Genomic DNA, 24,915 nt, shown 5'->3' on the forward strand with positions numbered 1-24,915 from the left:
CGGCGAGCAGCCGGGTTAGCCGGCCGGCTGCGGGCTTGGAACCATGTCCTTCTATAAGGCATGGGCATGGTAAACAACGCGTGAATCCGGTCTTGGTTAAACAGCCACGCGGGTAATGCTTCTACAGCGCCGTTTTGTGTGCTTCAGTTCGGCGACATGAGCTCTCCAACCGCCTTCTTCAAAGCCGATCCCGAGGATGTCGTCGCCGAGATCGAGCGGCCCTTCACGCTGCATCAGCCGGCGCTGCAGGTCGTGCCCGTGGTGGTCGACGTGCCCCATGCCGGGCGGCGCTATCCCAAGGCCTTCGTCGAGGGCGCGCGATTGCCGCTGCGCAGCCTGCGCCGCTCCGAGGACGCCTATATCGACCTGCTCTTCGCCCAGGCCGTGGCGCTTGGAGCTCCGCTCCTGGTCGCCGAGTTCCCGCGCGCCTTTCTCGACGTCAATCGCGAGCCTTATGAGCTCGATCCGCGCATGTTCGATGGCCGCCTGCCGGCCTTCGCCAATACGCGCTCGATGCGGGTCGCGGGCGGGCTCGGCACGATTCCGCGAATCGTCGGCGATGCGCATGAGATCTATTTCGGCCGCATCCCGGTCGAGGAGGGGCTGGCGCGGATCGATGCGCTCTACCGGCCCTATCATGCAGGCCTGCGCAGCCTGATCCAGCGCACGCATGGCGCCTTCGGCACCTGCATCCTGGTCGATGCCCATTCGATGCCGTCGAGCGGGCTCGACCGAGACGGGCTCGCCAAGGCCGACGTCATCCTGGGCGACCGCTTTGGCACCAGCGCCTCGGGCTATATCGTCGACATCGCCGAGGAGGCCTTCCGGCGATTGGGCCTGAGCGTCACGCGCAACCGGCCTTATGCCGGGGGCTTCATCACCGAGCATTACGGCGCGCCGACCTCGGGCGTGCATGCGCTGCAGATCGAGATCAACCGCGCGCTCTACATGAACGAGGCGACGCTGGAGCCGCATGTCGGCTTTACGGAGCTGGAGCGGGGCGTGACCGCGGCGATGGCGGATTGCTTCGCGCGCTGGAGCGGTTGGCTCGACGAATGGCGCGAGGCCGCCGAATAGAGCATCGGCTGCGAAAGCGGATGCGGTTTTCGGAGCAGGTCGATGCGGGTGTAAAAATCCGTGGCGACCGGATTGCTTGCCACCGCAACCCAGAAAAAAGGGCCGCACACTTGCGTGGCGGCCCAAGTCTAGGGAGGAAACGCCCAAGGAGGGCAACGAAGGCTTGAGGTGATCGCCCCTTCGCAGTGCACAATATGACGGTGCAGCGCAAAAACGCAAGTGGTTTTGCGTAAAGTCTTATGCGCCATGCGTCAGGCGCAGGAATGTTGGCGGATTGCCGGCCGATTCCCTTGTTTTCCAATGATTCCACTTGCATGACGGGCTCGCGCGGCGGAGCTGCGGTGGGGCGCAATGCTGCGCAGCAACAAAATAACGGGAGGCTGGTATATGAGCACTGTCGATTTCGGCGCTTTCATTGCCGAACTGGCGACGCAGTCCGGCCAGGCGATTCTGCCGTTCTTTCGCGCCCATCACGCCACCGAGGACAAATCGCTCGGCGGCGTGTTCGATCCGGTGACGGAAGCCGACCGGGCCGGCGAGAATGTGATGCGCCATCTGATCAAGCGCAGCTTCCCCGCCCATGGCGTGCTCGGCGAGGAGTTCGGCAACGAGAACATCGACGCCGAATATGTCTGGGTGCTCGATCCGATCGACGGCACGCGCGCCTTCATCTCCGGCATTCCGGTCTGGGGCACGCTGATCGGGCTGACGCGCGGCGGCGTGCCGGTCTATGGCATGATGCACCAGCCCTTCACGGGGGAACGCTATTCCGGCGATGGCCGCCAGGCGCGCTACGAGGGGCCCAACGGCCCGCGCGTCCTGCGCACGCGCCAGATCACGAATCTTAGCGAAGCGACGCTGATGACCACCTCGCCGGCGCTGTTCAAGGGCGCGCAGGCTGAAGCCTATGCCCGCGTTGAAAGCCAGGTGCGGCTGCCGCGCTATGGCTGCGATTGCTATGCCTATTGCATGCTCGCGGCCGGCCATGTCGATCTGGTGATCGAAGCCGGCCTCAAGCCCTATGACATCGTCGCGCTGATCCCGATCATCGAGGGCGCCGGCGGCATCGTCACCTCATGGGATGGCGGCAGTGCCGCCGGGGGCGGCACGGTCATCGCCGCCGGCAACAAGACGCTGCATCAGGCCGCGCTCAGCCTGCTCGCCGGTTGAGCTGGCCGCAATCTGGTCCTCGCCGGGAATGAAGGCGTCGAAGGCCGCCCAGAACTGCGCGCGGATCTCGTCGCTCTCCATCAGGATCTCGTGGCGCGCGGTCGGCAGGACGAGCGCGGCGCCGGTCTTGAGCCGCGCCGCGAAACGCTCGATCGCCGGCGTGGAGACGATCGGGTCCTGGCCGGCGGCGATGACCAGCGTCGGCACGCGGATCTCGCGGGCGGCGGAGGGTGCGTTCAGGCGCGCCATCAACTGGAAGGCCGTATGCACCCAGGCGACCGTCGGGTCGCCAATGCACAGATGCGGCGCGCCCGCCGAGAGCGCGCTGTTGCGGGCATAGCGGGCGGGGTCGCTGGTCAGCCGGTTGCCCTCGAAGGGTTTGGTCGCGATCGCGGTGTCGCTGCCGCCGGGCACGAAGGATTTGCCCAGACCGAGCCAGAACAGCAGGCTTGCCAGCCGCCGCGCCATATCGGGGCGCTCGATCATCGAGAGGCCGAGCATAGGGGCGAGCGCCACCAGCCGCGAGATCGGCAAGGCGTCGCGGCGCGCGGCGTCCAGGCACAGGGCCGCGCCCATCGAATGCGCCAGGACGAAATAGGGCTCGGGCAGCGTCTCGCGCATCTGCGCCAGCGCCAAGGCGAGGTCGTGCTCATAATGTCTGAGCCAGCCGACATGGCCCTTGCGCCGGCGCCGCACGAAGCGTTGCGAGCCGCCCTGGCCGCGCCAGTCGAAGCTGATCACATGGAAGCCGCGCCGGCGTAGCTCGACGATCGTCTCGCTGTAGCGCTCGATGAATTCGGCCCGGCCCTGGACGACGAGGATGGTGCCGCGCACCAGCTTGACCGTCGGTCGCCAGCTCGCGAAGCGCAATTGCGCGCCGTCGCGCGTTTTCGCGAACCAGGCCTTGCCATGCCCGGGGACGGGATAATCGGGATGGGCGAAGAGCTGGGCCTCGGCCATCAGGGCATGGCGCGCAGAAGAGGAAACCGGACTTTCGCGTGAGCCATGCGCTTAACCCCAGCTTGTCGATCAAGTCTCGCACTCGGACATGACGGTCCGCATGCGGCGCGATCGAAGGGCCTTCGAATCGGGCGGACCTTCGCGGCGGCGCCAGTCTGTTTATGCGCGTCTCCGCGCCCCCTTGAAAAGCCGAAAAGGCGAGACCAGATCATCACTGCGCAGGCCAAGACCGGCTGCGCGAGCCTAAACCAGGCCCGTGCTCATGATGAGGCGGGCTGGACTGAACTTGTCGCTTCCCAGGAGGACATCATGCGTCACTTCGATCTTTCCCCGCTGTATCGCTCGACCGTCGGTTTCGACCGCCTGTTCTCGCTGCTTGACCAGGCTACTGCCGCCGAGGCCGCGCCGAGCTATCCGCCCTACAACATCGAGCGCACCGCCGAGAACGCTTACCGCATCAGCATCGCGGTTGCGGGCTTTGGCGAAGCCGACCTTGCCATCGAGAGCAAGGAGAATGCGCTGACGGTGCGTGGCGAGAAGCAGGGCACCGAATCCGCTGAAAAACGCGAGGTTCTGCATCAGGGCATCGCTGCGCGCGCTTTTGAGCGTCGCTTCCAGCTTGCCGATTATGTGCAGGTAACCGGCGCCAGCCTTGAGAACGGCTTGCTCCATATCGATCTCGTCCGCGAGATTCCCGAGGCCAAGAAGCCGCGCCAGATCGCGATCGGCGGGGCCAAGCCCGCCAAGGTGCTCGAGGCCAAGGTTGCCAAGGCCGCGTAACGCACGCCTGACCTGAGTCCTTGATACGAATGGGGCGTCCCCGGGTGACCGGGGACGCCCTTTTTCTTGGCCGAGGACCGTAACGCGGATTGGCGTCAGTCCAGCGGCGTAACCGGAACGGCCGGCGTCTCAGGCTTCGGCGTCGAGGGCGTCGCATCTGGAAGCTGGACCGGTGGCAGTTCGACGGGCGCGACAGTGATGCCCGACGGGTCGGCCCGAGCCAGCGGCGGCTTGCGCTCCGCCTCGTCCGTGCCGCGCACGTCATTGGGGTTGACGAGCTGGGGATTGACGAGCTGGGGCTTGTCCGCGCCGGTCGCGGGGTTGACCGGGCCGGGTGTCGGCAAGGCCGGGGCCACTGGCGAGCTCGGGGCTGTCGTCGCTGGAGCGCTCGCCGTCGCGGCCGGCTTTTCGGCCGGGATGAGCGATTCGGTCGCGCGCGGCGGCGCAGCCGGGCTTGGCGGCGGGATCGTCGCCGGCGCGCTCGCCTGGCCTGGCGGCTTCAGCGCGGGCGGGCGTTCGGGTGGGCGCGGAACCAGCCGCGGCGCCGGCCTGTCGTCGCGTGGATCGACGCGGGCGATATGCGGCGCGGGGGCGGGCCTCGGCCGTGCATCGGGCAGGGGGATGCGGTCGATCAGGTCGCCGCTATGGGCGTCGAAGATCAAGCGGGCGCGGCCGCCATTGGCGGTCTGGCCGTCGATCACATAGGAGGAGCCGGTGCGCACCATCCGGTCGACCCGGGCGAGGCCGAAGTCGCGCGCGGCAATGCGGCCGATTGAACGGGGCGGGACCGGAGCGGGAGGCAGCGGCGCGTAGCGTTCGTAATAGCCGCGCGGATAGACCTCTTCCTCCTCATAGAGGTAGTACTGCGCTGCCGCTCCGCCAACGGAACCTGCAAGCGCGCCGGCCACCGCCAGGCTCGTCAGGACCAGGCGCGAGGGCGCGGTCGATCGAAATACCATGTCGTCTCCTTTGGGCGACTGAACTGGGTCTTCAGTCTTCCTTAGGGATTACGGCGCGCGTGGGGCTGAAATCGGGGGAGAATTCAGCCTTTTGCCGCGGCGAACACATTGATCAGGCGCTCGACATCCGCCTCTCCCGTCGAGAACGCCATGACGAAGCGGCCGATGGTCTCGCCCTCTGCGAAGGGGATATCCTTCGGCAGGGCGGTCTGCGACCAGGGCAGATAGCCGACGCCGGCCGCCTTCAGCTTCGTCTGGAGGTCCGCCGACAGAATCGGAAACACTTGATTGACCTGGCAAGGCCAGGCGAGCGGGATGTCCAGGGCGATGAGCGCATCGGCCAGGCGCTTGGCCATCGCATTGGCGTGGCGCGCCAGTTCGAGCCAGTGGCCGCCACCGAGCAGGCCCTCGAACTGCGCCCCGATCAGCCTGCCCTTGGACAGGGTATGGCCCGACCGCTTGCGCCGCCACTTCATCTCGGCCGCGGCCTCGGGCTGGAAGAAGATCACGGCCTCCGCCGCCCAGGCGCCGTTCTTGGTGCCGCCGAAGGTCAGCACGTCGACGCCGGCCTGCCAGGTGATCGCGGCCGGCGAGCAGCCGAGCGTGACGAGCGCGTTGGTGAAGCGGGCGCCGTCCATATGCATGGTGAGGCCGCGCGGCGTGACGGCGTCCTTCAGAGCGCGTACCTCGGCAGGCGTGTAGATCTGCCCGCATTCCGTCGCCTGCGTGATCGAGATCGCCTGCGGCTGGACCTGATGCAGCGCGCCTTCGCGCATGCGGGCAAGCGCCTGCGTCACCGGCTCGGGTGCGATCTTGTTGCCGGCGCCCGGCAGGCCGACGAGCTTGGCGCCGTCGCTGAAGAATTCCGGCGCGCCGCATTCATCGTCGGCGACATGGCTTTCCTCATGGGTCAGCACCGCGCCCCAGGGGCGGGTGATGCTGGCGAGCGCCAGGGAGTTGGCGGCCGTGCCGCTGGCGACGAGGAAGGCTGCGACCTCATGCTCGAAGATCTCGGCGAAGAGGCGCTCGACGCGGCCCGTCCAGGCGTCGGTGCCATAGGCTGTCGCGGTGCCGTCATTGGCGGCCGCCAATGCTGCCATGACGGGGGCGCTCGCGCCGGCGGTGTTGTCGCTGAAGAAGTTCATCTCAAAGGGGTAGCGCCGGGCTGCGACACCAACAAGCGCATCGGCGGATCGCCGGTCTGCATGCAACGATGGTCGAAACGCGGCGAGGGCTGGAAAACCGGCTGAAAACAAGAAGCGTGCTGGCAATGTTGGGCTTTCGCTCCGGATATGTCCCGGGGGCGAGCGATATCGCAATAAAATTTCGGCTCGGCTCGCAATCGGCGCTTGTGCCGAGATTAGAATTCTGGCAAATTCATCGCAATAGGACAGTGTTGCTGTCCCATTTTCACTGCGCCGACCGTGAGCCGCCTAGCGCTTGCGGTGGCCGATCGCAACGGAGCGGACACATGACGAGGGGTAAGGCTACGACCGCCAAAACCAATCGTACGCGCGCCGCCCGTAAAGCGGCGGCTTAGACAGGCGCGGCAGGGCGACAAGCCCGAGGCGCCTGCGGAGGACGCGGGCGCCCCAAGACAGCGCAAGCCACCCTCCCGAGGAATGACTTGGCCACGTTGGCCCCATCCTTGCTGCATGCCCGCTCGGGCTCTGCACAAGGGCTGGCGCGGCGAAGGATGGTGTGGACTCGAAGGCGACTGTTGGCGGAAGCTGGCAGGCAGCGTGAAGCGGGGTTTGACGATGAGCGAAATCAGCAAGTCGAGCGTGGCGGCGGCAGCTGCGGCTTTCCCGGCAGTGCGTGATCCCGCAATGCCCGAGCGCCAGGGGCTCTACGATCCGTCCTACGAGAAAGATTCCTGCGGTGTCGGCTTCATCGCCGATATGAAGAACCGCAAGACCCATGCGATCGTCCAGCAGGGCCTGCAGATCCTGCATAATCTCGACCATCGCGGCGCTGTCGGGGCTGACCCCAAGCTCGGCGACGGCTGCGGCATCCTCGTGCAGATCCCGCATGGCTTCTTTATGGAGGAGTGCGCCAAGCTCGGCATCGAATTGCCGGCGGCCGGTCACTACGCCATCGGCCAGTTCTTCATGCCCCAGGAGGCCGAGGATCGCGCCGTCTGCGAGGAGATCGTGGCCCAGGCCGTCACCGAGGAGGGGCTGATCTTCCTGGGCTGGCGCGACGTGCCGGTCGACTCGTCGGATCTCGGCGAGGCGGTGAAGGAGAGCGAGCCGGTCCATCGCCAGCTCTTCGTCGGCCGTCCGGCCGAGATCGCCGATGAGGACGATTTCGAGCGCAAGGTCTATGTCCTCAGAAAGTCGGTCTCCAACAAGGTCTATAAGCGCCAGGACCGCGCCACCGCGACCTATTACCCCGTCTCGATGTCGGCCCGCACCATCGTCTATAAGGGCATGGTGCTGGTGACCCAGCTCGGCTCCTATTTCAAGGATCTGACCGATACGCGCTTCGTCAGCGCGCTCGCCCTGGTGCATCAGCGCTTCGCCACCAACACCTTCCCGTCCTGGCGGCTCGCCCATCCCTACCGGATGGTGGCGCATAACGGCGAGATCAACACGCTGCGCGGCAACGTCAACTGGATGGCGGCGCGCCAGGCCTCGGTCGATTCCGAATTGTTCGGCCCCGATATCTCGAAGCTCTGGCCGATCTCCTATGAGGGCCAGTCCGATACCGCCTGCTTCGACAACGCGCTCGAATTCCTGGTCCAGGGCGGCTATTCGCTCGCTCACGCCATGATGATGCTGGTGCCCGAGGCCTGGGCCGGCAATCCGCTGATGGATGAGGAGCGGCGCGCCTTCTACGAATATCACGCCGCGCTGATGGAGCCCTGGGATGGGCCCGCCGCGATCGCCTTCACCGATGGCCGCCAGATCGGGGCGACGCTCGACCGCAACGGCCTGCGTCCCGCGCGCTATCTCGTCACCGATGACGGGCTCGTGGTGCTGGCCTCCGAATTCGGCGTGCTGCCGATCCCCGAGGAGCGCATCGTCCAGAAGTGGCGCCTGCAGCCGGGCAAGATGCTGCTGATCGATCTCGAACAGGGCCGCATCATCGGCGACGACGAGATCAAGACGAGCCTGTGCCTCGCCAACCCCTACAGGGACTGGCTGAAGCGCACCCAGATCGTGCTGGAGGAACTGCCCCCGGTCGAGGCGCGGGCGCAGCGCACCGATGTGCCGCTGCTCGATCGCCAGCAGGCCTTCGGCTACACCCAGGAAGACACCAAGCTCCTGATGGCGCCGATGGCGGTGACCGGCCAGGAAGCCGTCGGCTCGATGGGCACGGACACGCCGATCTCGGCGCTCTCGTCGAAGTCGAAGCTGCTCTACACCTATTTCAAGCAGAACTTCGCGCAGGTCACGAACCCGCCGATCGACCCGATCCGCGAGGAGCTCGTGATGAGCCTGCTCTCCTTCATCGGGCCGCGTCCCAACATCCTCGACCTGGAGGGCACCTCGCGGCGCAAGCGGCTCGAAGTGCGCCAGCCGATCCTGACCAATGACGATCTCGAGAAGATCCGCTGCATCGGCCATTACGAGGATCGCTTCGACACCAAGACGATCGACATCACCTATCCCGCCCGCGATGGCGCGGCCGGCATGGAGCATGCGATCGAGCGGCTCTGCGAGCGCGCGGAGGCTGCCGTCAACGGCGGCTACAACATCATCATCCTGTCCGACCGGCAGGTTGGTCCGGACCGCATCCCGATCCCGGCGCTGCTGGCGACGGCGGCCGTGCACCACCACCTGATCCGCAAGGGCCAGCGCACTTCGGTCGGCCTCGTGCTGGAATCGGGCGAGCCGCGCGAGATCCATCACTTCGCCTGCCTCGCCGGCTTCGGCGCCGAGGCGATCAACCCCTATCTCGCCTTCGAGACGCTGGAGGCCCTGCTCGAGGCCGGCGAATTCCCCCGGGAGGTCGACCGTTACGAGGTGGTGAAGCGCTTCATCAAGTCGGTCGGCAAGGGCATGCTCAAGGTCATGTCCAAGATGGGCATCTCGACCTACCAATCCTATTGCGGCGCGCAGATTTTCGACGCCGTCGGGCTCAAGACCGAGACGATCGAGAAGTATTTCACCGGCACGATCTCCTCGATCGAAGGCGTCGGCCTGCCCGAGATCGCGGAAGAGACCGTACGCCGCCATCGCGACGCCTTCGGGGATTCGCCGATCTATCGCGACTCCCTCGACATCGGCGGCGAATACGCCTTCCGCCTGCGCGGCGAGGACCATGCCTGGACGCCGGAGAACATCGCGCTGCTCCAGCATGCGGTGCGCGGCAATGCCCAGGACAAGTACAAGGCCTATGCCGAGCTGGTGAACGACCAGAGCTCGCGCTTCTCGACGATCCGCGGCCTGTTCCAGATCAAGGATGCGGATGCGCTCCAGCGCAAGCCGATCCCGATCGAGCAGGTCGAGTCGGCCGCGTCCATCGTCAAGCGCTTCTCGACGGGGGCGATGTCCTTCGGCTCGATCAGCCATGAGGCGCATTCGACGCTCGCCATCGCGATGAACACGATCGGTGGCAAGTCGAACACCGGCGAGGGCGGCGAGGAGCCTGAGCGCTTCGTGCCGATGGCCGACGGGCGCTCGATGCGCTCGGCGATCAAGCAAGTGGCGTCGGGCCGCTTCGGCGTGACGACGGAGTATCTCGTCAATTCGGCGATGATGCAGATCAAGATCTCGCAGGGCGCCAAGCCCGGCGAGGGCGGCCAGCTTCCCGGCCACAAGGTCGATGCGCGCATCGCCAAGGTGCGCCATTCCACCCCTGGCGTCGGCCTGATCTCGCCGCCGCCGCATCACGACATCTATTCGATCGAGGACATTGCCCAGCTCATCTTCGATCTGAAGAACGTCAACCCGGCGGCCGACGTCTCGGTCAAGCTCGTCTCCGAGCTCGGAGTCGGCACGGTCGCGGCCGGCGTCGCCAAGGCGCGGGCCGACCACATCACCATCTCGGGCTATGAGGGCGGCACGGGCGCGTCCCCGCTGACCTCGATCAAGCATGCCGGTTCGCCCTGGGAGATCGGCCTCGCCGAGACCCACCAGATCCTGGTGATGAACAAGCTGCGCGGCCGCATCGCGCTGCAGGTCGATGGCGGCCTGCGCACCGGCCGCGACATCATCATCGGCGCGCTGCTCGGGGCCGACGAGTTCGGCTTCGCGACCGCGCCGCTGATCGCGGCCGGCTGCATCATGATGCGCAAATGCCATCTCAACACCTGCCCGGTCGGCGTCGCAACGCAGGATCCCGTCCTGCGCAAGCGCTTCAAGGGCGCGCCCGAGCACGTCATCAACTTCTTCTTCTTCCTCGCCGAGGACGTGCGCGAGATCATGGCGAGCCTGGGCGTCGCCAATTTCGACGACCTCGTCGGCCGCTCCGACTGGCTCGACAAGAAGCAGGCGATCGAACACTGGAAGGCCAAGGGGCTCGATTTCACCCGCATCTTCCATAAGCCCGATGTCGGCCCAGAGGTTGCGATCCGCCATGTCGAATTGCAGCAGCACCCGATCGACACGGTGCTCGACCGCATGCTGATCGCGCAGTCGCAAGGCGCGCTCGAAAAGGGCGACAAGGTCGTGATCGAAAGCCCGATCCGCAATGTCGACCGCTCGACCGGCGCGATGCTCTCAGGCCAGGTCGCCAAGCGCTACGGCTATGCCGGCCTGGCCGAGGACACCATCACGGTGAAGCTCACCGGCACCGCCGGCCAGAGCTTCGGCGCCTGGGTCGTCAATGGTGTCACGCTCGATCTCACCGGCCAGGCCAACGACTATGTCGGCAAGGGCCTCTCCGGCGGCAAGCTGATCATCAAGCCCTCGCCCGATGCCCGGCCGCTGGCCGAGCAGTCGATCATCGTCGGCAACACCGTGCTCTACGGCGCGATCTCGGGCGAATGCTACTTCCGTGGCGTCGCCGGCGAGCGCTTCGCGGTGCGCAACTCCGGCGCGATCGCGGTCGTCGAGGGCACGGGCGACCATGGCTGCGAATACATGACCGGCGGCGTCGTCGTCGTGCTCGGCCAGACCGGGCGCAACTTCGCGGCCGGCATGTCGGGCGGTGTCGCCTATGTGCTCGACGAGGACAAGAGCTTCGCCAAGCGCTGCAACCTCTCCATGGTCGACCTCGAACCGGTCACCGAGGAGGAGGAGCTGATGCAGCGCATCCACCACCATGGCGGCGACCTCGAATTCAAGGGCCGCATCGACGTGATGGCCAATATGTCCGGCTACGATGCCGAGCGCCTGCACCAGCTGATCAGCGATCACCTGCGCTATACCGGCTCGCTTCGCGCCAAGGACATTCTCGACAACTGGGCGGAGTACCTGCCCAAATTCGTCAAGGTCATGCCGGTCGAATATCGGCGTGCGCTACAGGAAATCGAGCAGGCGCAGGCCAGCATGTCGGTCGCGGCGGAGTAAGACGATGGGCAAGGTAACCGGCTTTCTCGAGATCGACCGCCGTGACCGGAAGTATCTTCCGGCCTCGGACCGGATCCGGAACTACAAGGAATTCGTGATCCCGCTCGGGGTCGAGGCGACGCGTGACCAGGCGGCGCGCTGCATGAATTGCGGCATTCCCTATTGTCACAATGGCTGCCCGGTCAACAACCAGATCCCGGACTGGAACGACCTCGTCTACAACGACAAATGGCGCGAGGCGCTGACCAATCTGCACTCGACCAACAACTTCCCGGAGTTCACCGGCCGCGTCTGCCCCGCGCCCTGCGAGGCATCCTGCACGCTGAACCTCGAGGACACGCCGGTCACCATCAAGTCGATCGAATGTGCGATCGTCGACAAGGGCTGGCAGGAGGGCTGGATCACGCCCGAGCCGGCCAAGGTCAAGACCGGCAAGAAGGTCGCGCTGATCGGCTCCGGCCCGGCGGGCCTCGCCGCCGCGCAGCAACTCGCGCGCGTCGGCCACGAGGTGCATCTCTATGAGCGTCAGGCCAGGGCCGGCGGCCTGCTGCGCTACGGCATCCCGGACTTCAAGATGGAGAAGTCCCATGTCGAGCGCCGCGTCCGCCAGATGGAGGCCGAGGGCGTCATTTTCCATTACGGCGTCAATGTCGGCGTCGATCTCGATCCCGCCGAGCTGCTCACGCAATATGACGCCGTCGGCCTGACGGGCGGCGCCGAGAAGCCGCGCGACCTGCCGATCGAGGGCCGCGAGCTCGACGGCGTCCAGTTCGCGATGGATTTCCTGCCGCAGCAGAACCGCCGTGTCGGGGCTGAGGCTGCGACCGGCAACGCCAAGCCGATCCTGGCTTCGGGCAAGCATGTCGTCGTCATCGGCGGCGGCGACACCGGCTCCGACTGCATCGGCACCTCGGTGCGCCAGGGCGCGCTCTCGGTGACGCAGATCGAGATCATGCCGGAGCCTCCCGCCAAGGAGAACAAGGCGCTGACCTGGCCGAACTGGCCGCTCAAGCTGCGTACCTCGTCGAGCCATGAGGAAGGCGCCGAGCGCGACTTCGCCATCGGCACGATCAAGTTCATCGGCGAGAACGGCCAGGTCCGCAAGCTGCGCTGCGCCAGGGTCGACGGTCAGTTCAAGCCGATCGAAGGCACGGAGTTCGATCTCAAGGCCGATCTCGTGCTGCTCGCCATGGGCTTCGTCTCGCCGGTCCATGAGGGCCTGCTGGCGAAGCTCGGCGTCGCGCTCGACAAGCGCGGCAATGTCGAGGCCAACACGCTCGCCTACAAGACCTCGGTCGAGAAGGTCTTCACCGCGGGCGACATGCGGCGTGGCCAGTCGCTGGTGGTCTGGGCCATCCGCGAAGGTCGCCAGATGGCCCATGCGATCGACAAGCATCTGATGGGCGAGACGATCCTGCCGCGGTGAGCCTGCCGCGTAACTCTACTCCGGCGGCCGTCTGACGCGGCTTTCTGCGCTTCCGGTGCTCACGGACATGAAGTCCGCTGCGCTCCGGTTCTCGAAAGCCACACCAGCCTACTCACCGAAGCGAGTTACGCGACAAGCTCCCAGGATTCGGCAAGGACGGAGGCGGCCAGAATTCAGCGCGGCCATTTGTAATCGTCGAGACGCCCGGGCTTCGGCTCGGGCGCGATGCCTTCGCCGAAGATGCGGTCGAGCTGGGCTGCGGCCTCGCCACGTCCGCGGGCATCCGGGATCGAGGCCAGCAACGCCTGTTCGCCCGCACTCACCTGCCCGGTCAGGGGCTGGATCGGCCCGGCCAGCGGCTTGACCTGCAAGGCGGTCGGCAGCCCCGGCGCGGCGGGCAGATTGCCGACCATGGCGTCGATCAGGCGCTCGATGCCGCCTGCCTGGAGCTCGGGGCTGGTCGGAGCGCCGGTTCCCGGCGCGACCGGCACGGCGATGAGGCCTGGCTGCGGCTGGCTTTCAATCTGCCGGCGGATCAGCACATCGACGAAATGGGCGGCCTTGCGCGCGCCCGCCGTCGTGAAATGGATGCCGTCGCCGAGCCGCAGCCGCATGGTCTGGCCCGACACATCCGGCCCCATTGCCGTGTAGCGGTTCTCGGCATCGACGAAGGCGCCCCAGAGATCGACATATTGCCCGCCGACCTTCTCGGCCTGCTGGCGGTAGAGCTCGTTGAAGGAGACGAAATCGGCGGAGAGGCGGGGGTTCTGCACGGGCGGCGCGCCGACCCAGATCAGCGGGACGCGCCTGGCCGCGAAGGCGTTGGCGACCGCCTCGATGCGGGCCTTGTAGAGTTCGCTCCAGCGCGGGCTGAGCGGCTCGTGCACGGTCTCGCCCTCGCGGATCGCCTGCCGGTCGTTGAGGCCGAGCAGCATCACGCCGAGGCTGATTTTCGAGTCACCCGCCAGCAGATCGTTGGCGACCTTGGGCCAGTCGTAGAAATCGCTCCTCACCAGGCCGGAATCGGGCTTGGCCCTGTTGACCACCGCCATGTCGGGCCTGTCGTTCAAGGCATCGTCGAGCCCGCCGGCAAGGAGCACGGCGAGCGAGTCGCCGATCACCAGGACATGATGGGCGACATCGACCTTGGGAATGACCGGGTCGTCCCTGACGATGACCGGCGGTGCCCGTCGTTTCACCACCGGCGGCGGCACGACACGCGGACGCCTCGGCACGACGACGGGAGGTGGTGGCGGCTGTTGCCAGAAGAAGGAGAAGAAACCGCGCTGCTGCGGCTGGGGCGGCGCTTGGGCGAGCGAGGATGGCCCGCCGGTCATGAACAGCAGGCAGGCCGCGCCCAGTACCGTGACGAGGGAACGCAAACGCATGAGTCTTTCGATCCTGCGCCGTGGCTTCGCAGCCATCATAGCCCAGGATCGGGACAGCGTCAGCGGGCGTCGCGCATCTTCGCGAGCAGGGCCGGGGTCGGGTAGCCGTCGGCGATCTCGCCGGTCTTGAGCTGGTATTGCCGCACGGCCTCGCGCGTGCCGGAGCCGATGCGCCCGTCGGCGTCGTGATTGTAGAGGCCGACCGCCTTGAGCCGGCGCTGCACCTCCTGCAGGCCCGTCTTGTCGAGGCGCGGCGCCTGGACCGGCCAGTCGGCCTGGATCGCCGGGCGGCCCATGATGCGGTCGCCGAGATGCCCGACGGCGAGCGCATAGGCGTCGGAGGAATTGTATTTCTTGATGACGTCGAAATTCTCGGTCAGCAGCATGACCGGCCCGCGATGGCCGGCGGGGAAGAACAAGCGTGCTTCGCCGGAAGCGGGCAGGGGCCGCCCATCCGCCCGGCGCACGCCGGCCGCGGCGAAGGAGGAGAAGCTCGTCTTGTTGATGCGGTAGTCGAACCGCTCGGGCAATGTGACCTCGAGGCCCCAGGGCAGGCCCGGCACCCAGCCATAGCCCTTGAGGTAGTTGGCGGTGGAGGCGAGGGCGTCGCTGGTCGAGGTCCAGATGTCGGCATGGCCGTCTCCGGTCCAGTCGACGGCATACTTCATGTAGCTCGACGGCATGAACTGGGTGTGGCCCATCGCGCCGGCCCAGGAGCCGCGCAGTTCTGCACGCTCGACATGGCCCTTCTCGATCAGCTCCAGCGCAGTCAGCAGTTCGTCGCGGAAGAAGTCGCCGCGATAACGGATCTGCGCCAGGGTCGCGAGGCAGCGGATCGTGTCCTTGTCGCCCTTGAACGAGCCGTAATTGGTCTCCATGCCCCAGATCCCGAGCACGACCTCCTTGGGCACGCCGTAGCGCGCCTCGACCTGCGCCAGGACGCCGGCATTCTCAGTTGCGGCGTCGCGCCCGCGCGGGATGCGCGTGCCGCCGAGCGCGCTGTTGAGATAGCCCCAGATCGGCGCGGTGAACTCGGATTGCTTCTTGGTCAGCGCCGCGATCGAGGCGTCTGGCGTCACGCCGCGAAAGGCGAGGTCGAAGGTCGCGCGCGAGATGCCGCGCGCCTGGGCCTGCGGCCAGAGCCCCTTCAGGAAGGCTTCAAAAGAGGCATTGGCCGGAGCCGTCTTGGCGTCCTTGGCGCGGGCCGCCGAGACGTTGATCGAGCCGGTGGTCTGCGCAAGCGCGGGGGCGAGGCTGATGATGGCCGTGGCGGCGATCACGGACAGGCGCATGACGAACCTCGCTCAGGCGGGCTGGGGGAAACGGAGCTTTCCCCACAGCGCCCGAACAAGATTAACCAAGGGTAAACGGCGCGCAATCGCGCGCCTATTTCGCAGGCCGTTTTACATGGCTGCGAGCTTATTTGGCGTTGCGGGTTTTCAGCTGCTCTTCCCAGGCCAGGGCCTGGCGCACGATCTGCTCGAGATCATCATGCTCGGGCTGCCAGCCGAGCTCGGAGCGGATGCGGTCGGCCTTGGCGACGAGCGAGGCGGGATCGCCGGCGCGGCGGCCGGAGAGCTTGACCGGGAAATCGACGCCGGAGACCTGCTTCACCACATCCACCACCTGCTTGACCGAATAGCCGCGACCATATCCGCAGTTCAGGGTGAGGTTGGCGCCACCTGCGCGCAGATGGTCGAGGGCGGAGAGATGCGCCCGCGCCAGGTCGGTGACGTGGATGTAGTCGCGCACGCAGGTCCCGTCGGGCGTCGGATAATCGGTGCCGAAGACCTCGAGCCCGGCGCGCTGGCCGAGTGCCGCCTGGCTGGCGACCTTGATCAGATGGGTCGCGTTGGGGCTCGACTGGCCCGAGCGGCCCGTTGGGTCGGCGCCGGCGACATTGAAATAGCGCAGCGCGACATAGGTCAGGGGGAAAGCGCGCGCCACGTCGCCCAGCATCCATTCGCTCATCAGCTTGGAGCGGCCATAGGGGTTGATCGGGTTGAGCGCGATCTCTTCCGGCACGGGGCTGACCGGCGGCTCGCCATAGACGGCCGCCGTGGAGGAGAAGATGATATGCTTCACGCCGCCGCGGACAGCGCTTTCCAGGAGCGCGCGCGTCTTCACGGTGTTGTTGAGATAGTAGCCGAGCGGGTCCGAGACGGAATCGGGCACCACGATCTTGGCGGCGAAATGCGCGATTTCGGTGATGCCGTGCTCGGCGATGACGCGCTCGACGAAGGGCTGGTCGCCCATATCGCCCTGGACGAGGGTGGCTTCCTTCGGCACGGCCCACCAGAAACCGGTCGAGAGATCGTCGAGTACGACGACGTGCTCACCACGATCGAGCAATTCCAGAACCATATGGCTGCCGATATAGCCGGCGCCGCCCGAAACCAGAATCGCCATTATACATCCTCATCCGTCACAATCGTTTCGACACATCTAAGCAAAAGATGTTGACGAGCCATCAAGGTCGTCCTGCTATTTGCCATCTTCGGCGGGCTCAGTGAACATGTGAGCCAAGTCGCCCCCTCCACCCCAACCGCCCGCCGTCACCGCACGGCTAAGCGCGCGAAATGGATTCTTCATGACGAAACGCATTCGCAAGGCCGTTCTTCCCGTCGCCGGGCTCGGCACACGCTTCCTGCCCGCCACCAAGGCGATCCCCAAGGAGATGCTGACCGTCGTCGACCGTCCGGTCGTGCAGCACGTCGTGGACGAGGCGAGGGCCGCCGGCATCGAGCATTTCGTTTTCATCACCGGCCGCAACAAGGGCGTGATCGAGGATCATTTCGACCTTGCCTACGAGCTCGACGACACCTTGCGCAAGCGCAACAAGCTCAAGGAGCTGGAGGCGCTCCTGGCCGATCTGCCGGCCGCCGGCGCGACCAGCTTCACCCGCCAGCAGGCTCCGCTCGGCCTGGGCCACGCCGTCTGGTGCGCGCGTGACATCATCGGCGACGACGAGCCCTTCGCGCTGCTCTTGCCCGACATGCTGCATCACAGCCATGGCAAGGGCTGCCTCGCCGAGATGATGGACGCCTATGAGAAGCATGGCGGTAATCATGTTGCCGTTGCGCCCGTGCCCGAGGACCAGACCCATCAATACGGCATCGTCGGCGTCGAGGATCGCAACGCCAAGGTGTCCAAGGTGACGAAGATGGTCGAGAAGCCGGCCAAGGGCACGGCGCCCTCGAACCTGCACATCACCGGCCGCTACATCCTGCAGCCGACGATCTTCAACCTGCTGGCCAATCAGGAGCCGGGCGCAGGCGGCGAGATCCAGCTCACCGATTCGATGATCGCGCTGTCGCGGCTGGAGCCGTTCTACTCCGTGCGCTTCGACGGCGATATCTACGACACCGGCTCGAAGATCGGCTTCCTGACCGCCAACATCGCCTATGCGCTCGACCGCGGCGACCTCGGCCCGCAGCTGCGGGCTGAGATCGAGCGGCTGCTGGAGCGTTGACGGGGCGCATTGGCGAGGAGCCGAGCGATTGAGCAAGAACCAGCCCGTCTTCGATCGCGATCTTAGCCGGCGCCGGCTGGCGCGGGCGCTTGCGGCCGCCTACCCGGATTTCCTGCTGGCGCGGGCGGCCGAGGATCTGGCTGAGCGGCTCGACGCGGTGCTGCGGCGCTTTACTCTGGCGGCCGATCTCGGCACGCCCTTGCCGATTGCGGCTTCGGTGCTACGTGCCAAGGCGGAGGCGCTGCTGCGCATGGCCGAGGCGGCGGGTGCGGACGCCAACATCATCGGCGATCTCGAGCGCCTGCCCTTCGCGGCCGGCTCGCTCGATCTCGCCGCCTCGCTCCTGGCGCTGCACGGCGTCAACGACCTGCCCGGCGCGCTGATCCAGATCCGGCGGGCCTTGCGGCCGGACGGGCTGTTCATCGGCTGCCTGCTCGGCGGCCGCACGCTGCAGGAATTGCGGCAGGTGCTGCTCGAGGCGGAGGCGGAAACCTCGGGCGGGGCGAGCCCGCGCGTCGCCCCCTTCGCCGATCTGCGCGACATGGGCAGCCTGCTGCAGCGCGCCGGTTTTGCGCTGCCCGTCGTCGACAGCGAGCTCGTCACGGTGCGCTATCGCGACATCTTCGGCCTGCTCGGCGATCTGCGCGCCATGGGCTGGGCCAATGCGCTGACGCAGCGCAGCCGGGCGGGATTGCGGCGTGAAACGCTGGCGCGGGCTGCCTCGCTCTATGCGGAGCGCTTCGCTGATGCCGATGGGCGCCTGCGCGCGACCTTCGAGATGGTCTGGCTCTCCGGCTGGGCCCCGCATGAAAGCCAGCAGAAGCCGCTGCGTCCGGGCTCGGCCAAGGCGCGATTGGCGGATGCGTTGGGCGTGCCAGAGATCGGGGCCGGCGACAAGGCCCCCCGATGAGCGCCCGCGAGCCTCGCCTCTCCCGCGCCGACTTCAAGCTGTTCCGTGCGATCCCGACGCGCTGGCACGACAATGACGTCTTCGGCCACGTCAATAATGTCGTTTATTACGGCTGGTTCGATACGGGTGTGAACGCCTGGCTGGTCGAGCAGGGTTTTCTCGACCCGGCGACGAGCCCGGTCGTCGGGCTCGTGGTCGAAACGGGCTGCACCTATTTCGAGAGCGTCGCTTTTCCCGAAACCGTCGAGATCGGGCTTGCCGTGGCGCGGCTGGGCACCAGTTCGGTGACCTACCGGCTCGGGATTTTCCGCCAGGGCGGGCAGGCAGCAGCGGCGCAGGGGCGCTTTACCCATGTCTATGTCGAGCGGGCAACGCAGAAGCCGGTGCCGATTCCGGCCCCCTTGCGGGCGGCGCTGGAGGCACTTTCCGCCTGAACAGCGCCATTGCAGGTCGGGAATGCGTTGTCTCGCGCCCGCAGGCGCGCTATGCCCCGCCCATCGAGGGCCGGCCCTTCTTCATGCCGGACGATCAGGAACCGTCGCGCCGTGATTCCCAACGAGATCAAGATCACCCCGCAGCTCGTGGCCGAACATGGCCTGAAGCCCGACGAATATCAGCGCTTCCTGCATCTGATCGGCCGCGAGCCGTCGATCACCGAGCTCGGCATCGTCTCGGCGATGTGGAACGAGCATTGCTCCTACAAATCCTCGAAGCTGCATCTGAAGACGCTGCCGATCAAAGCGCCCTGGGTAATCCAGGGGCCGGGCGAGAATGCCGGCGTCATCGATATCGGTGATGGTTTGGCAATCGTCTTCAAGATGGAGAGCCACAACCACCCCTCCTTCATCGAACCCTATCAGGGCGCGACCACCGGCGTCGGCGGCATCCTGCGCGACGTTTTCACCATGGGTGCACGGCCGATCGCGGTGCTCGACGCGCTGCGCTTCGGTTCCCCTGATCATCCGCGCACGCGCCATCTGGTCTCCGGCGTCGTCGCCGGCATCGGCGGCTACGGCAACTCCTTCGGCGTGCCCAATGTCGGCGGCGCGACAGGCTTCCACAGCCGCTATGACGGCAACATCCTGGTCAACGCCATGGCGGTCGGCATCGCCCGCGCCGACGAGATCTTCTACGCCAAGGCCTCGGGCGTCGGGAAAGCCATCGTCTATCTCGGCTCCAAGACCGGCCGCGACGGCATCCATGGTGCGACCATGGCCTCGGCGGCTTTCGGCGAGGGTGGCGAAGAGCGGCGCCCGACCGTGCAGGTCGGCGATCCCTTCGCCGAGAAGCTCCTGCTCGAGGCCTGCCTCGAGATCATGGCGGCCGGCCATGTCGACGCGATCCAGGATATGGGTGCGGCTGGCCTGACCTGTTCGGCTGTCGAGATGGGCGCCAAGGGCGATCTCGGCGTGGAGCTGAACCTCGACGCCGTGCCCTGCCGCGAGGACGGCATGAGCGCCTATGAGATGATGCTCTCTGAGAGCCAGGAGCGCATGCTCATGGTGATCAAGCCCGGCCATGAGGAGCCGGCCGAAGCCATCTTCAGGAAATGGGGCCTCGACTTCGCCGTGGTCGGCTACACCACGGACAATCTGCGCTTCGTCGTGAAGCATCAGGGCGAGGTCATGGCCGACCTGCCGATCAAGGAACTCGGCGACGAGGCTCCCGAATACGACCGGCCCTGGGTCGAGACGCCCAAGCTGCCGGTGATTGAGGCCGCCTCGGTCCAGCCGCCGCTGTCGCATGCCGATGCGCTGCTGAAGCTCGTAGGCTCGCCCGATCTCAGCTCCAAGCGCTGGATCACCGAGCAATACGACACGCTGATCCTGGGCAATTCGGTGATCACGCCCGGCGGCGATTCCGGCCTGATCCGCATCGAGGACGGCCCCAAGGGCCTGGCCATGACAGCCGATGTGACGCCGCGCTATTGCGAGGCCGATCCGTTCGAAGGCGGCAAGCAGGCGGTGGCCGAAGCGTGGCGCAACCTGACGGCTGTGGGCGCGACGCCGCTCGCCATCACCGACAACCTGAATTTCGGCAATCCCGAGCGTCCCGAGGTGATGGGCCAGCTCGTCGGCTGCATCAAGGGCATCGGGGCAGCCTGCAAGGCGCTCGATTTCCCGGTCGTCTCCGGCAATGTCTCGCTCTACAACGAGACCAATGGCGTCTCGATCCTGCCGACCCCGACCATCGGCGGCGTCGGTGTGCTGGCGGATGTGACCAAGCATGCGACCGTCGCCTTCAAGGCCGCGGGCGAGACCATCATCCTGGTCGGCGAGACCGCGGGGTGGCTCGGCCAGTCGGCCTATCTCGCCACGATCTGCGGCCGGGAAGAGGGCGCGCCGCCGCCGGTCGATCTCGCAATCGAGCGCAGCAATGGCGATGCCGTGCGGGCGCTGATCACCGCCCAGCGCGTCAGCGCCTGCCATGACCTGTCGGATGGCGGCCTTGCCGTCGCGCTGGCCGAAATGGCGATGGCGGGCGGCGTCGGGGCGACGATCGACGCCCTGCCGGCTGGCCCTGCCCATGCCGTGCTCTTCGGCGAGGATCAGGCGCGCTATCTTGTCACGGTGCCGGAGGCTTCGGCCGCCATGGTGCTCGCCGAACTCGAGACGGCCGGCGTTCCCGTGCTCGCGCTCGGCAAGACCGGCGGGGATGCGCTTGCTCTTCCCGGCGAGGCGGCGATCACGATTGCGGCCCTGAAGTCTGCGCATGAAACCTGGCTGCCCGCCTATATGGCTGGCAAGGCCGCCTGAGGAGAGCCACGATGGCGATGGATGCGCGCGATATCGAGGCGATGATCAAGGCGGCGTTGCCTGACGCCACCGTCGAGATCAAGGATCTCGCGGGTGACGGCGACCATTACGCCGCGACCGTGACCTCGTCAGCCTTTGCCGGGAAGAGCCGGGTGCAGCAGCACCAGATGGTCTATGCCGCGCTCAAGGGAAACATGGGCGGCGTGCTGCACGCCCTTGCGCTGACGACTTCGGTTCCCCAGAATTAGAACAAGACCATTCCAGCAGTCCTTGCCAGCGGGCCTTGAACCCGCCTCAGGAGATCAGATCATGAGCGACGTCAACGCCCGCATCGATGCCGAAGTGAAGTCCAGCGATGTCGTGGTCTTCATGAAGGGCACGCCGCAATTCCCGATGTGCGGCTTTTCCGGCCAGGTCGCGCAGATCCTCGGCTATCTCGGTGTGCCCTATAAGGGCGTAAACGTGCTTGAGGACCAGGAAATCCGCGAGGGCATCAAGGCCTATTCGAACTGGCCGACGATCCCGCAGCTCTACGTCAAGGGCGAGTTCATCGGCGGCTGCGACATCACCCGCGAGATGTTCCAGGCCGGCGAGCTCCAGGCGCTCTTCGAGGAGAAGGGCATCACGGTCAAGCAGGCGAGCTGAGGGTTCGTTCTCGTTCACCCAGGCCCGCCTCTCGCGAGCGCGAGGCGGGCTACTGGCGGCCTCAAACCGAGGGGCCGTTCAGGCGGGCTGCGCAGTTGCACGCATGGCAGGCCTTTGGGCCATCATCTCCCACCAGGCCTTGATGGCTGGCTGGTCGATGAGCAATGGGCCGGCTTCCGGCGCCAGCGTGAAATAAGCGAACATCGGCGCGGCATGCAGATCGGCCAATGTGAGCGCGGCGCCGGCGAGGCAGGGGCCGCCATCCATCAGCTCACCGAGCGCGCGCAGGCATAGCTGCGCCTTCGGCAGCGCCGCCTGGATGCGCGCCTCGTCAGGCGGACGGCCCTTCCTGGGATTGGAGACGCGCTCGACATTGGAGACGCGCTCGACATAGATGTCCCAGACCAAGGTGCGGTAGGCGTATGAGTCGAGGATGCTGATCACCTGATTGACCCTGGCCCGCTCGCGCGGAGCGGAAGGCTGCAGGGCCGGTCCCGGGAAGGCCTCGTCGACATAGCGCTCGATCGCTCCCGCCTCGTACAGCTTGAAGCCGTCATGCTCGAAGGCGGGTATGCGGCCGAAAGGTTGCCTTTCGAGCAAGGCAGCCGGTGGCCCGGTTTCGGCAAAGACATCGATCGGCTCCAGCCGATAGGGCACGCCTTTTTCTGCGAGCGCCAACCGGACTGCCCGGACATAGACACTGTAGGGCGCGCCATAGAGGACGGGTGCGGACGTCATTGCAGGTTCCTTGGCCAGTTCCTTGCCCGATCGATCATCCCCGCATGCAGGTGCTGTTCAAGCCGCTGCGCATTCCGGATGCGGCTTCCTCACCCGCTCCTGCGAGGCCGGATATGCCTCCAGCTTGCTTGCTGGCCTGACCGGCCGGCGCACCAGTTCGCCGCCGCAATTCGGGCAGGCGCCCTGGAAGCGCGTATCGGCGCAGTCCGCGCAGAAGGTGCATTCGAAGGTGCAGATCATCGCGTCGCGCGCGTCAGGAGCCAGGTCGCGGTCGCAGCATTCGCAGTTCGGGCGCAGTTGCAGCATGGCTATATCCTCCTAGTACGGAGAATGCGGCCAGTCGCGGCTATCCGCCAACGCTTCTTGCTGATGAGTTGGATCACTTCACCAGCAGCCAGTCCTCCACCACCAGCGCGTCGAGGCCGCTCGTATAAAACATCAGGATCGCGTCCTCCGCCGTGTGCAGGATCGGCTTGCCCATGATGTTGAAGGAGGTGTTCAGCACCACCGGCACGCCGGTCAGCGCATGGAAGGCCTGAATCAGCGCGTGGTAGCGCGGATTGCGCTCCGCTGTGACGCTCTGGAGCCGCCCGGTCGCGTCCTCATGGACCACGGCCGGCACGCGCTCGCGCATGCCCGGCTTCCAGACCAAGGTGCGCTCCATATAGGGCGCGTCCTGGTAGTTCTCGAACCAGTCCGGCCCATGCTCGGCCAGGATCGAGGGTGCGAAGGGGCGGAACGCCTCGCGATACTTCACCTTGGCGTTGAGCAGATCCTTGGCGTTGGCAGGGCGCGGATCGGCCAGGATCGAACGGTTGCCGAGAGAGCGCGGGCCGAACTCGGCCTTGCCTTGGACCCAGCCGATCAGCTTGCCGTCGGCCAAGAGTTGCGCGGTGACGGGGGCGACCTCTTCGGGGTCAAGCTTTCTCAGGCGCGGCTCCCAGGCCGCCATGCGCTCCAGCGGCTCGGTCGAGACGGTCGAGCCGAGATAGGGCGATTGCGGACCTTGCGGCGCGCGCCAGTCCGGATTGGCTTGCGCATGGGCGAGCCAGGCCGCGCCGATCGCATTGCCGTCATCGGCTGGCGCGGAGGGAACGTGGACGCGGGCGAAACCATGGCGCCCGACGATCTTGCCGTTGAAGGAGGAATTCAGCGCGCAGCCGCCGGCGAGCACGAGATTCTCGGCCGGCACCAAAGCGGCGGTTTCCGAGAGGAGCGCCTCCATCATCTCGGCGAAGACGTCCTGGCCGCAGCGGGCGAGATCGGCCCAGCCCTGGTCGAGAGCATCGATCGGGCGCAGCGCCAGGATCTCGGCGCTGACCTCACGCACGGTTGCGGCATCCGCAAAGGAGAGCTTGTAGCCATCGATCCGGTAGAGCCGGCGCAGCAGCGCCATCAGCGCGGCGTCGGCCGTGCCATAGGGGGCGAGCCCCATGATCTTCCATTCCTCGCCCTTGGCCTGGTCGAAGCCGGCGAGGTCGGTGACGAGGCCGAAATAGAAGCCGATCGACTCACGCCCGCGATGACGCTTCACCTCGGTGATCTTGCCGTCCGCGAGTGCGAAGATCGCCGAAGCCCCGGTCTCGCCCATGCCGTCGACGATCAGGCAGGCGGCGTCCGCGAAGGGCGAGGACCAGCAGCCATAGGCGGCGTGGCTGAGATGGTGGTCGTAGCGCGTCAGGCCGGTGACATTGGCCTTGCCGAAAGCGCGGTCGAGCCCGAGCAGGGTGCCGAGGCCCGCGCGCTGCTGGCCCAGGTGCAGCGAGGCGATCAGCGCGCGCTCGGTGCGCTCGGGCACCAGCGAGCGGTTGAGTTCGGGCGAGAGCTTGAGCAGGGCGTCGAGCGAGAAGGAGCCGGCGCGGCTCATCTGGTCGAGGAAGCCGGTGAAGTCCTCGCTCCAGCTCGTGGCGATCCGGACCTCGGCGTCTCCTGGGATGTAGCGCTTGAGCAGCCCTTCCATGCGCTGAACCGGATCCGGCTCGCAATTGGGGGCGCGCTTATATTGCAGGTAGCGCTCGGTTGCCTCGGCGAAGACGACCTCGCCATCGGGCCCGATGATGGCGAGGGCGGGGTCGTGGAAGGTGGTGGCGAGGCCGATGGTGTAGGTCATGGCCGGCAGCGTATGGCGCAGCTGCAAGCGCGAGGCAATCGACGCAGGCGGTCCAGGCTTCTG

General features: G+C 66.5%; 20 protein-coding genes. 11 read left to right on the forward strand and 9 right to left on the reverse strand.

The genetic code is table 11. The annotated features are described in order from the left end of the window. Positions 1-156 precede the first annotated feature (156 nt). The gene (locus J2Y55_RS00730; protein WP_310146612.1) at positions 157-1,077 is read left to right on the forward strand and encodes an N-formylglutamate amidohydrolase; all 921 of its coding nucleotides are present in this window, start codon (positions 157-159) and stop codon (positions 1,075-1,077) included. A 387-nt stretch (positions 1,078-1,464) separates the two neighbouring features. Further along, positions 1,465-2,247, forward strand: a complete 783-nt coding sequence (gene hisN, locus J2Y55_RS00735) for a histidinol-phosphatase (protein WP_310146614.1) — start codon at positions 1,465-1,467, stop codon at positions 2,245-2,247. Here hisN and J2Y55_RS00740 read toward each other — a convergent pair. Next, positions 2,152-3,207, reverse strand: coding sequence for an alpha/beta hydrolase (locus J2Y55_RS00740; RefSeq protein ID WP_310146616.1), 1,056 nt, complete (start codon positions 3,205-3,207; stop codon positions 2,152-2,154). The genes hisN and J2Y55_RS00740 overlap by 96 nt on opposite strands. 309 nt (positions 3,208-3,516) lie before the next feature. Here J2Y55_RS00740 and J2Y55_RS00745 point away from each other — a divergent pair, with 309 nt between their 5' ends. Then, positions 3,517-3,987 carry an Hsp20 family protein gene (locus J2Y55_RS00745; RefSeq protein ID WP_310146620.1) on the forward strand — a complete coding sequence of 157 codons (471 nt, stop codon included), beginning with the start codon at positions 3,517-3,519 and terminating at the stop codon, positions 3,985-3,987. Between the two features lie 95 nt (positions 3,988-4,082). Here J2Y55_RS00745 and J2Y55_RS00750 read toward each other — a convergent pair whose 3' ends face one another. Then, positions 4,083-4,946: a hypothetical protein gene (locus tag J2Y55_RS00750; protein ID WP_310146622.1), complete on the reverse strand. Its 864-nt coding sequence runs from the start codon at positions 4,944-4,946 to the stop codon at positions 4,083-4,085. 83 nt (positions 4,947-5,029) lie between these two features. Beyond that, positions 5,030-6,091, reverse strand: a complete 1,062-nt coding sequence (locus J2Y55_RS00755; RefSeq protein ID WP_310146624.1) for a threonine aldolase family protein — start codon at positions 6,089-6,091, stop codon at positions 5,030-5,032. Positions 6,092-6,706: 615 nt separating this feature from the next. On the opposite strand from J2Y55_RS00755, the gene gltB reads away from it, so the two are divergent. Together gltB and J2Y55_RS00765 are read left to right on the forward strand one after the other, a co-directional pair. Further along, positions 6,707-11,407: a glutamate synthase large subunit gene (gene gltB, locus J2Y55_RS00760; RefSeq protein WP_310146625.1), complete on the forward strand. Its 4,701-nt coding sequence runs from the start codon at positions 6,707-6,709 to the stop codon at positions 11,405-11,407. A 4-nt stretch (positions 11,408-11,411) separates the two neighbouring features. Beyond that, positions 11,412-12,833 carry a glutamate synthase subunit beta gene (locus J2Y55_RS00765; protein ID WP_310146626.1) on the forward strand — a complete coding sequence of 474 codons (1,422 nt, stop codon included), beginning with the start codon at positions 11,412-11,414 and terminating at the stop codon, positions 12,831-12,833. A gap of 173 nt (positions 12,834-13,006) precedes the next feature. On the opposite strand, the gene J2Y55_RS00770 is transcribed toward J2Y55_RS00765, so the two are convergent. The 3 genes from J2Y55_RS00770 to galE form a co-directional block, all read right to left on the reverse strand. Continuing rightward, positions 13,007-14,221: an SGNH/GDSL hydrolase family protein gene (locus tag J2Y55_RS00770; RefSeq protein ID WP_310146628.1), complete on the reverse strand. Its 1,215-nt coding sequence runs from the start codon at positions 14,219-14,221 to the stop codon at positions 13,007-13,009. Positions 14,222-14,280: 59 nt separating this feature from the next. Further along, the gene (locus J2Y55_RS00775; protein ID WP_310146630.1) at positions 14,281-15,513 is read right to left on the reverse strand and encodes a lytic murein transglycosylase; all 1,233 of its coding nucleotides are present in this window, start codon (positions 15,511-15,513) and stop codon (positions 14,281-14,283) included. Between the two features lie 127 nt (positions 15,514-15,640). Next, positions 15,641-16,630 (reverse strand): UDP-glucose 4-epimerase GalE, encoded by a 990-nt coding sequence (galE, locus tag J2Y55_RS00780; RefSeq protein ID WP_310146632.1) that lies wholly within the window; start codon positions 16,628-16,630, stop codon positions 15,641-15,643. A 181-nt stretch (positions 16,631-16,811) separates the two neighbouring features. On the opposite strand from galE, the gene J2Y55_RS00785 reads away from it, so the two are divergent. From J2Y55_RS00785 to grxD, 6 genes are all read left to right on the forward strand, one after another. Continuing rightward, the gene (locus tag J2Y55_RS00785; protein ID WP_310146634.1) at positions 16,812-17,693 is read left to right on the forward strand and encodes a UTP--glucose-1-phosphate uridylyltransferase; all 882 of its coding nucleotides are present in this window, start codon (positions 16,812-16,814) and stop codon (positions 17,691-17,693) included. A gap of 28 nt (positions 17,694-17,721) precedes the next feature. Continuing rightward, positions 17,722-18,603 (forward strand): methyltransferase domain-containing protein, encoded by an 882-nt coding sequence (locus J2Y55_RS00790; protein WP_310146636.1) that lies wholly within the window; start codon positions 17,722-17,724, stop codon positions 18,601-18,603. After that, positions 18,600-19,037, forward strand: a complete 438-nt coding sequence (locus tag J2Y55_RS00795) for an acyl-CoA thioesterase (protein ID WP_310146639.1) — start codon at positions 18,600-18,602, stop codon at positions 19,035-19,037. Before J2Y55_RS00790 ends, J2Y55_RS00795 begins: the two co-directional genes overlap by 4 nt. A gap of 114 nt (positions 19,038-19,151) precedes the next feature. Then, a complete protein-coding gene (purL, locus tag J2Y55_RS00800; RefSeq protein WP_310148626.1) occupies positions 19,152-21,359 on the forward strand; it encodes a phosphoribosylformylglycinamidine synthase subunit PurL in 2,208 nt (735 codons plus the stop codon). Positions 21,360-21,370: 11 nt separating this feature from the next. After that, positions 21,371-21,607: a BolA family protein gene (locus J2Y55_RS00805; RefSeq protein WP_069688468.1), complete on the forward strand. Its 237-nt coding sequence runs from the start codon at positions 21,371-21,373 to the stop codon at positions 21,605-21,607. 61 nt (positions 21,608-21,668) lie between these two features. Then, on the forward strand, positions 21,669-22,004 hold the full coding sequence (gene grxD / locus J2Y55_RS00810; protein ID WP_069688467.1) for a Grx4 family monothiol glutaredoxin: 336 nt from the start codon (positions 21,669-21,671) through the stop codon (positions 22,002-22,004). A 78-nt stretch (positions 22,005-22,082) separates the two neighbouring features. Here grxD and J2Y55_RS00815 read toward each other — a convergent pair whose 3' ends face one another. From J2Y55_RS00815 to J2Y55_RS00825, 3 genes are all read right to left on the reverse strand, one after another. After that, positions 22,083-22,742, reverse strand: a complete 660-nt coding sequence (locus J2Y55_RS00815) for a glutathione S-transferase family protein (protein ID WP_310146644.1) — start codon at positions 22,740-22,742, stop codon at positions 22,083-22,085. Between the two features lie 57 nt (positions 22,743-22,799). Then, positions 22,800-23,048: a DUF1272 domain-containing protein gene (locus tag J2Y55_RS00820; protein WP_310146646.1), complete on the reverse strand. Its 249-nt coding sequence runs from the start codon at positions 23,046-23,048 to the stop codon at positions 22,800-22,802. 73 nt (positions 23,049-23,121) lie between these two features. Then, complete coding sequence (locus tag J2Y55_RS00825) at positions 23,122-24,852, reverse strand: carbamoyltransferase family protein (protein ID WP_310146648.1); 1,731 nt, start codon at positions 24,850-24,852, stop codon at positions 23,122-23,124. Positions 24,853-24,915: the final 63 nt, after the last annotated feature.

The organism is Allobosea sp. BE125, from assembly GCF_031456075.1.
Classification (GTDB): Bacteria; Pseudomonadota; Alphaproteobacteria; order Rhizobiales; family Beijerinckiaceae; genus Allobosea.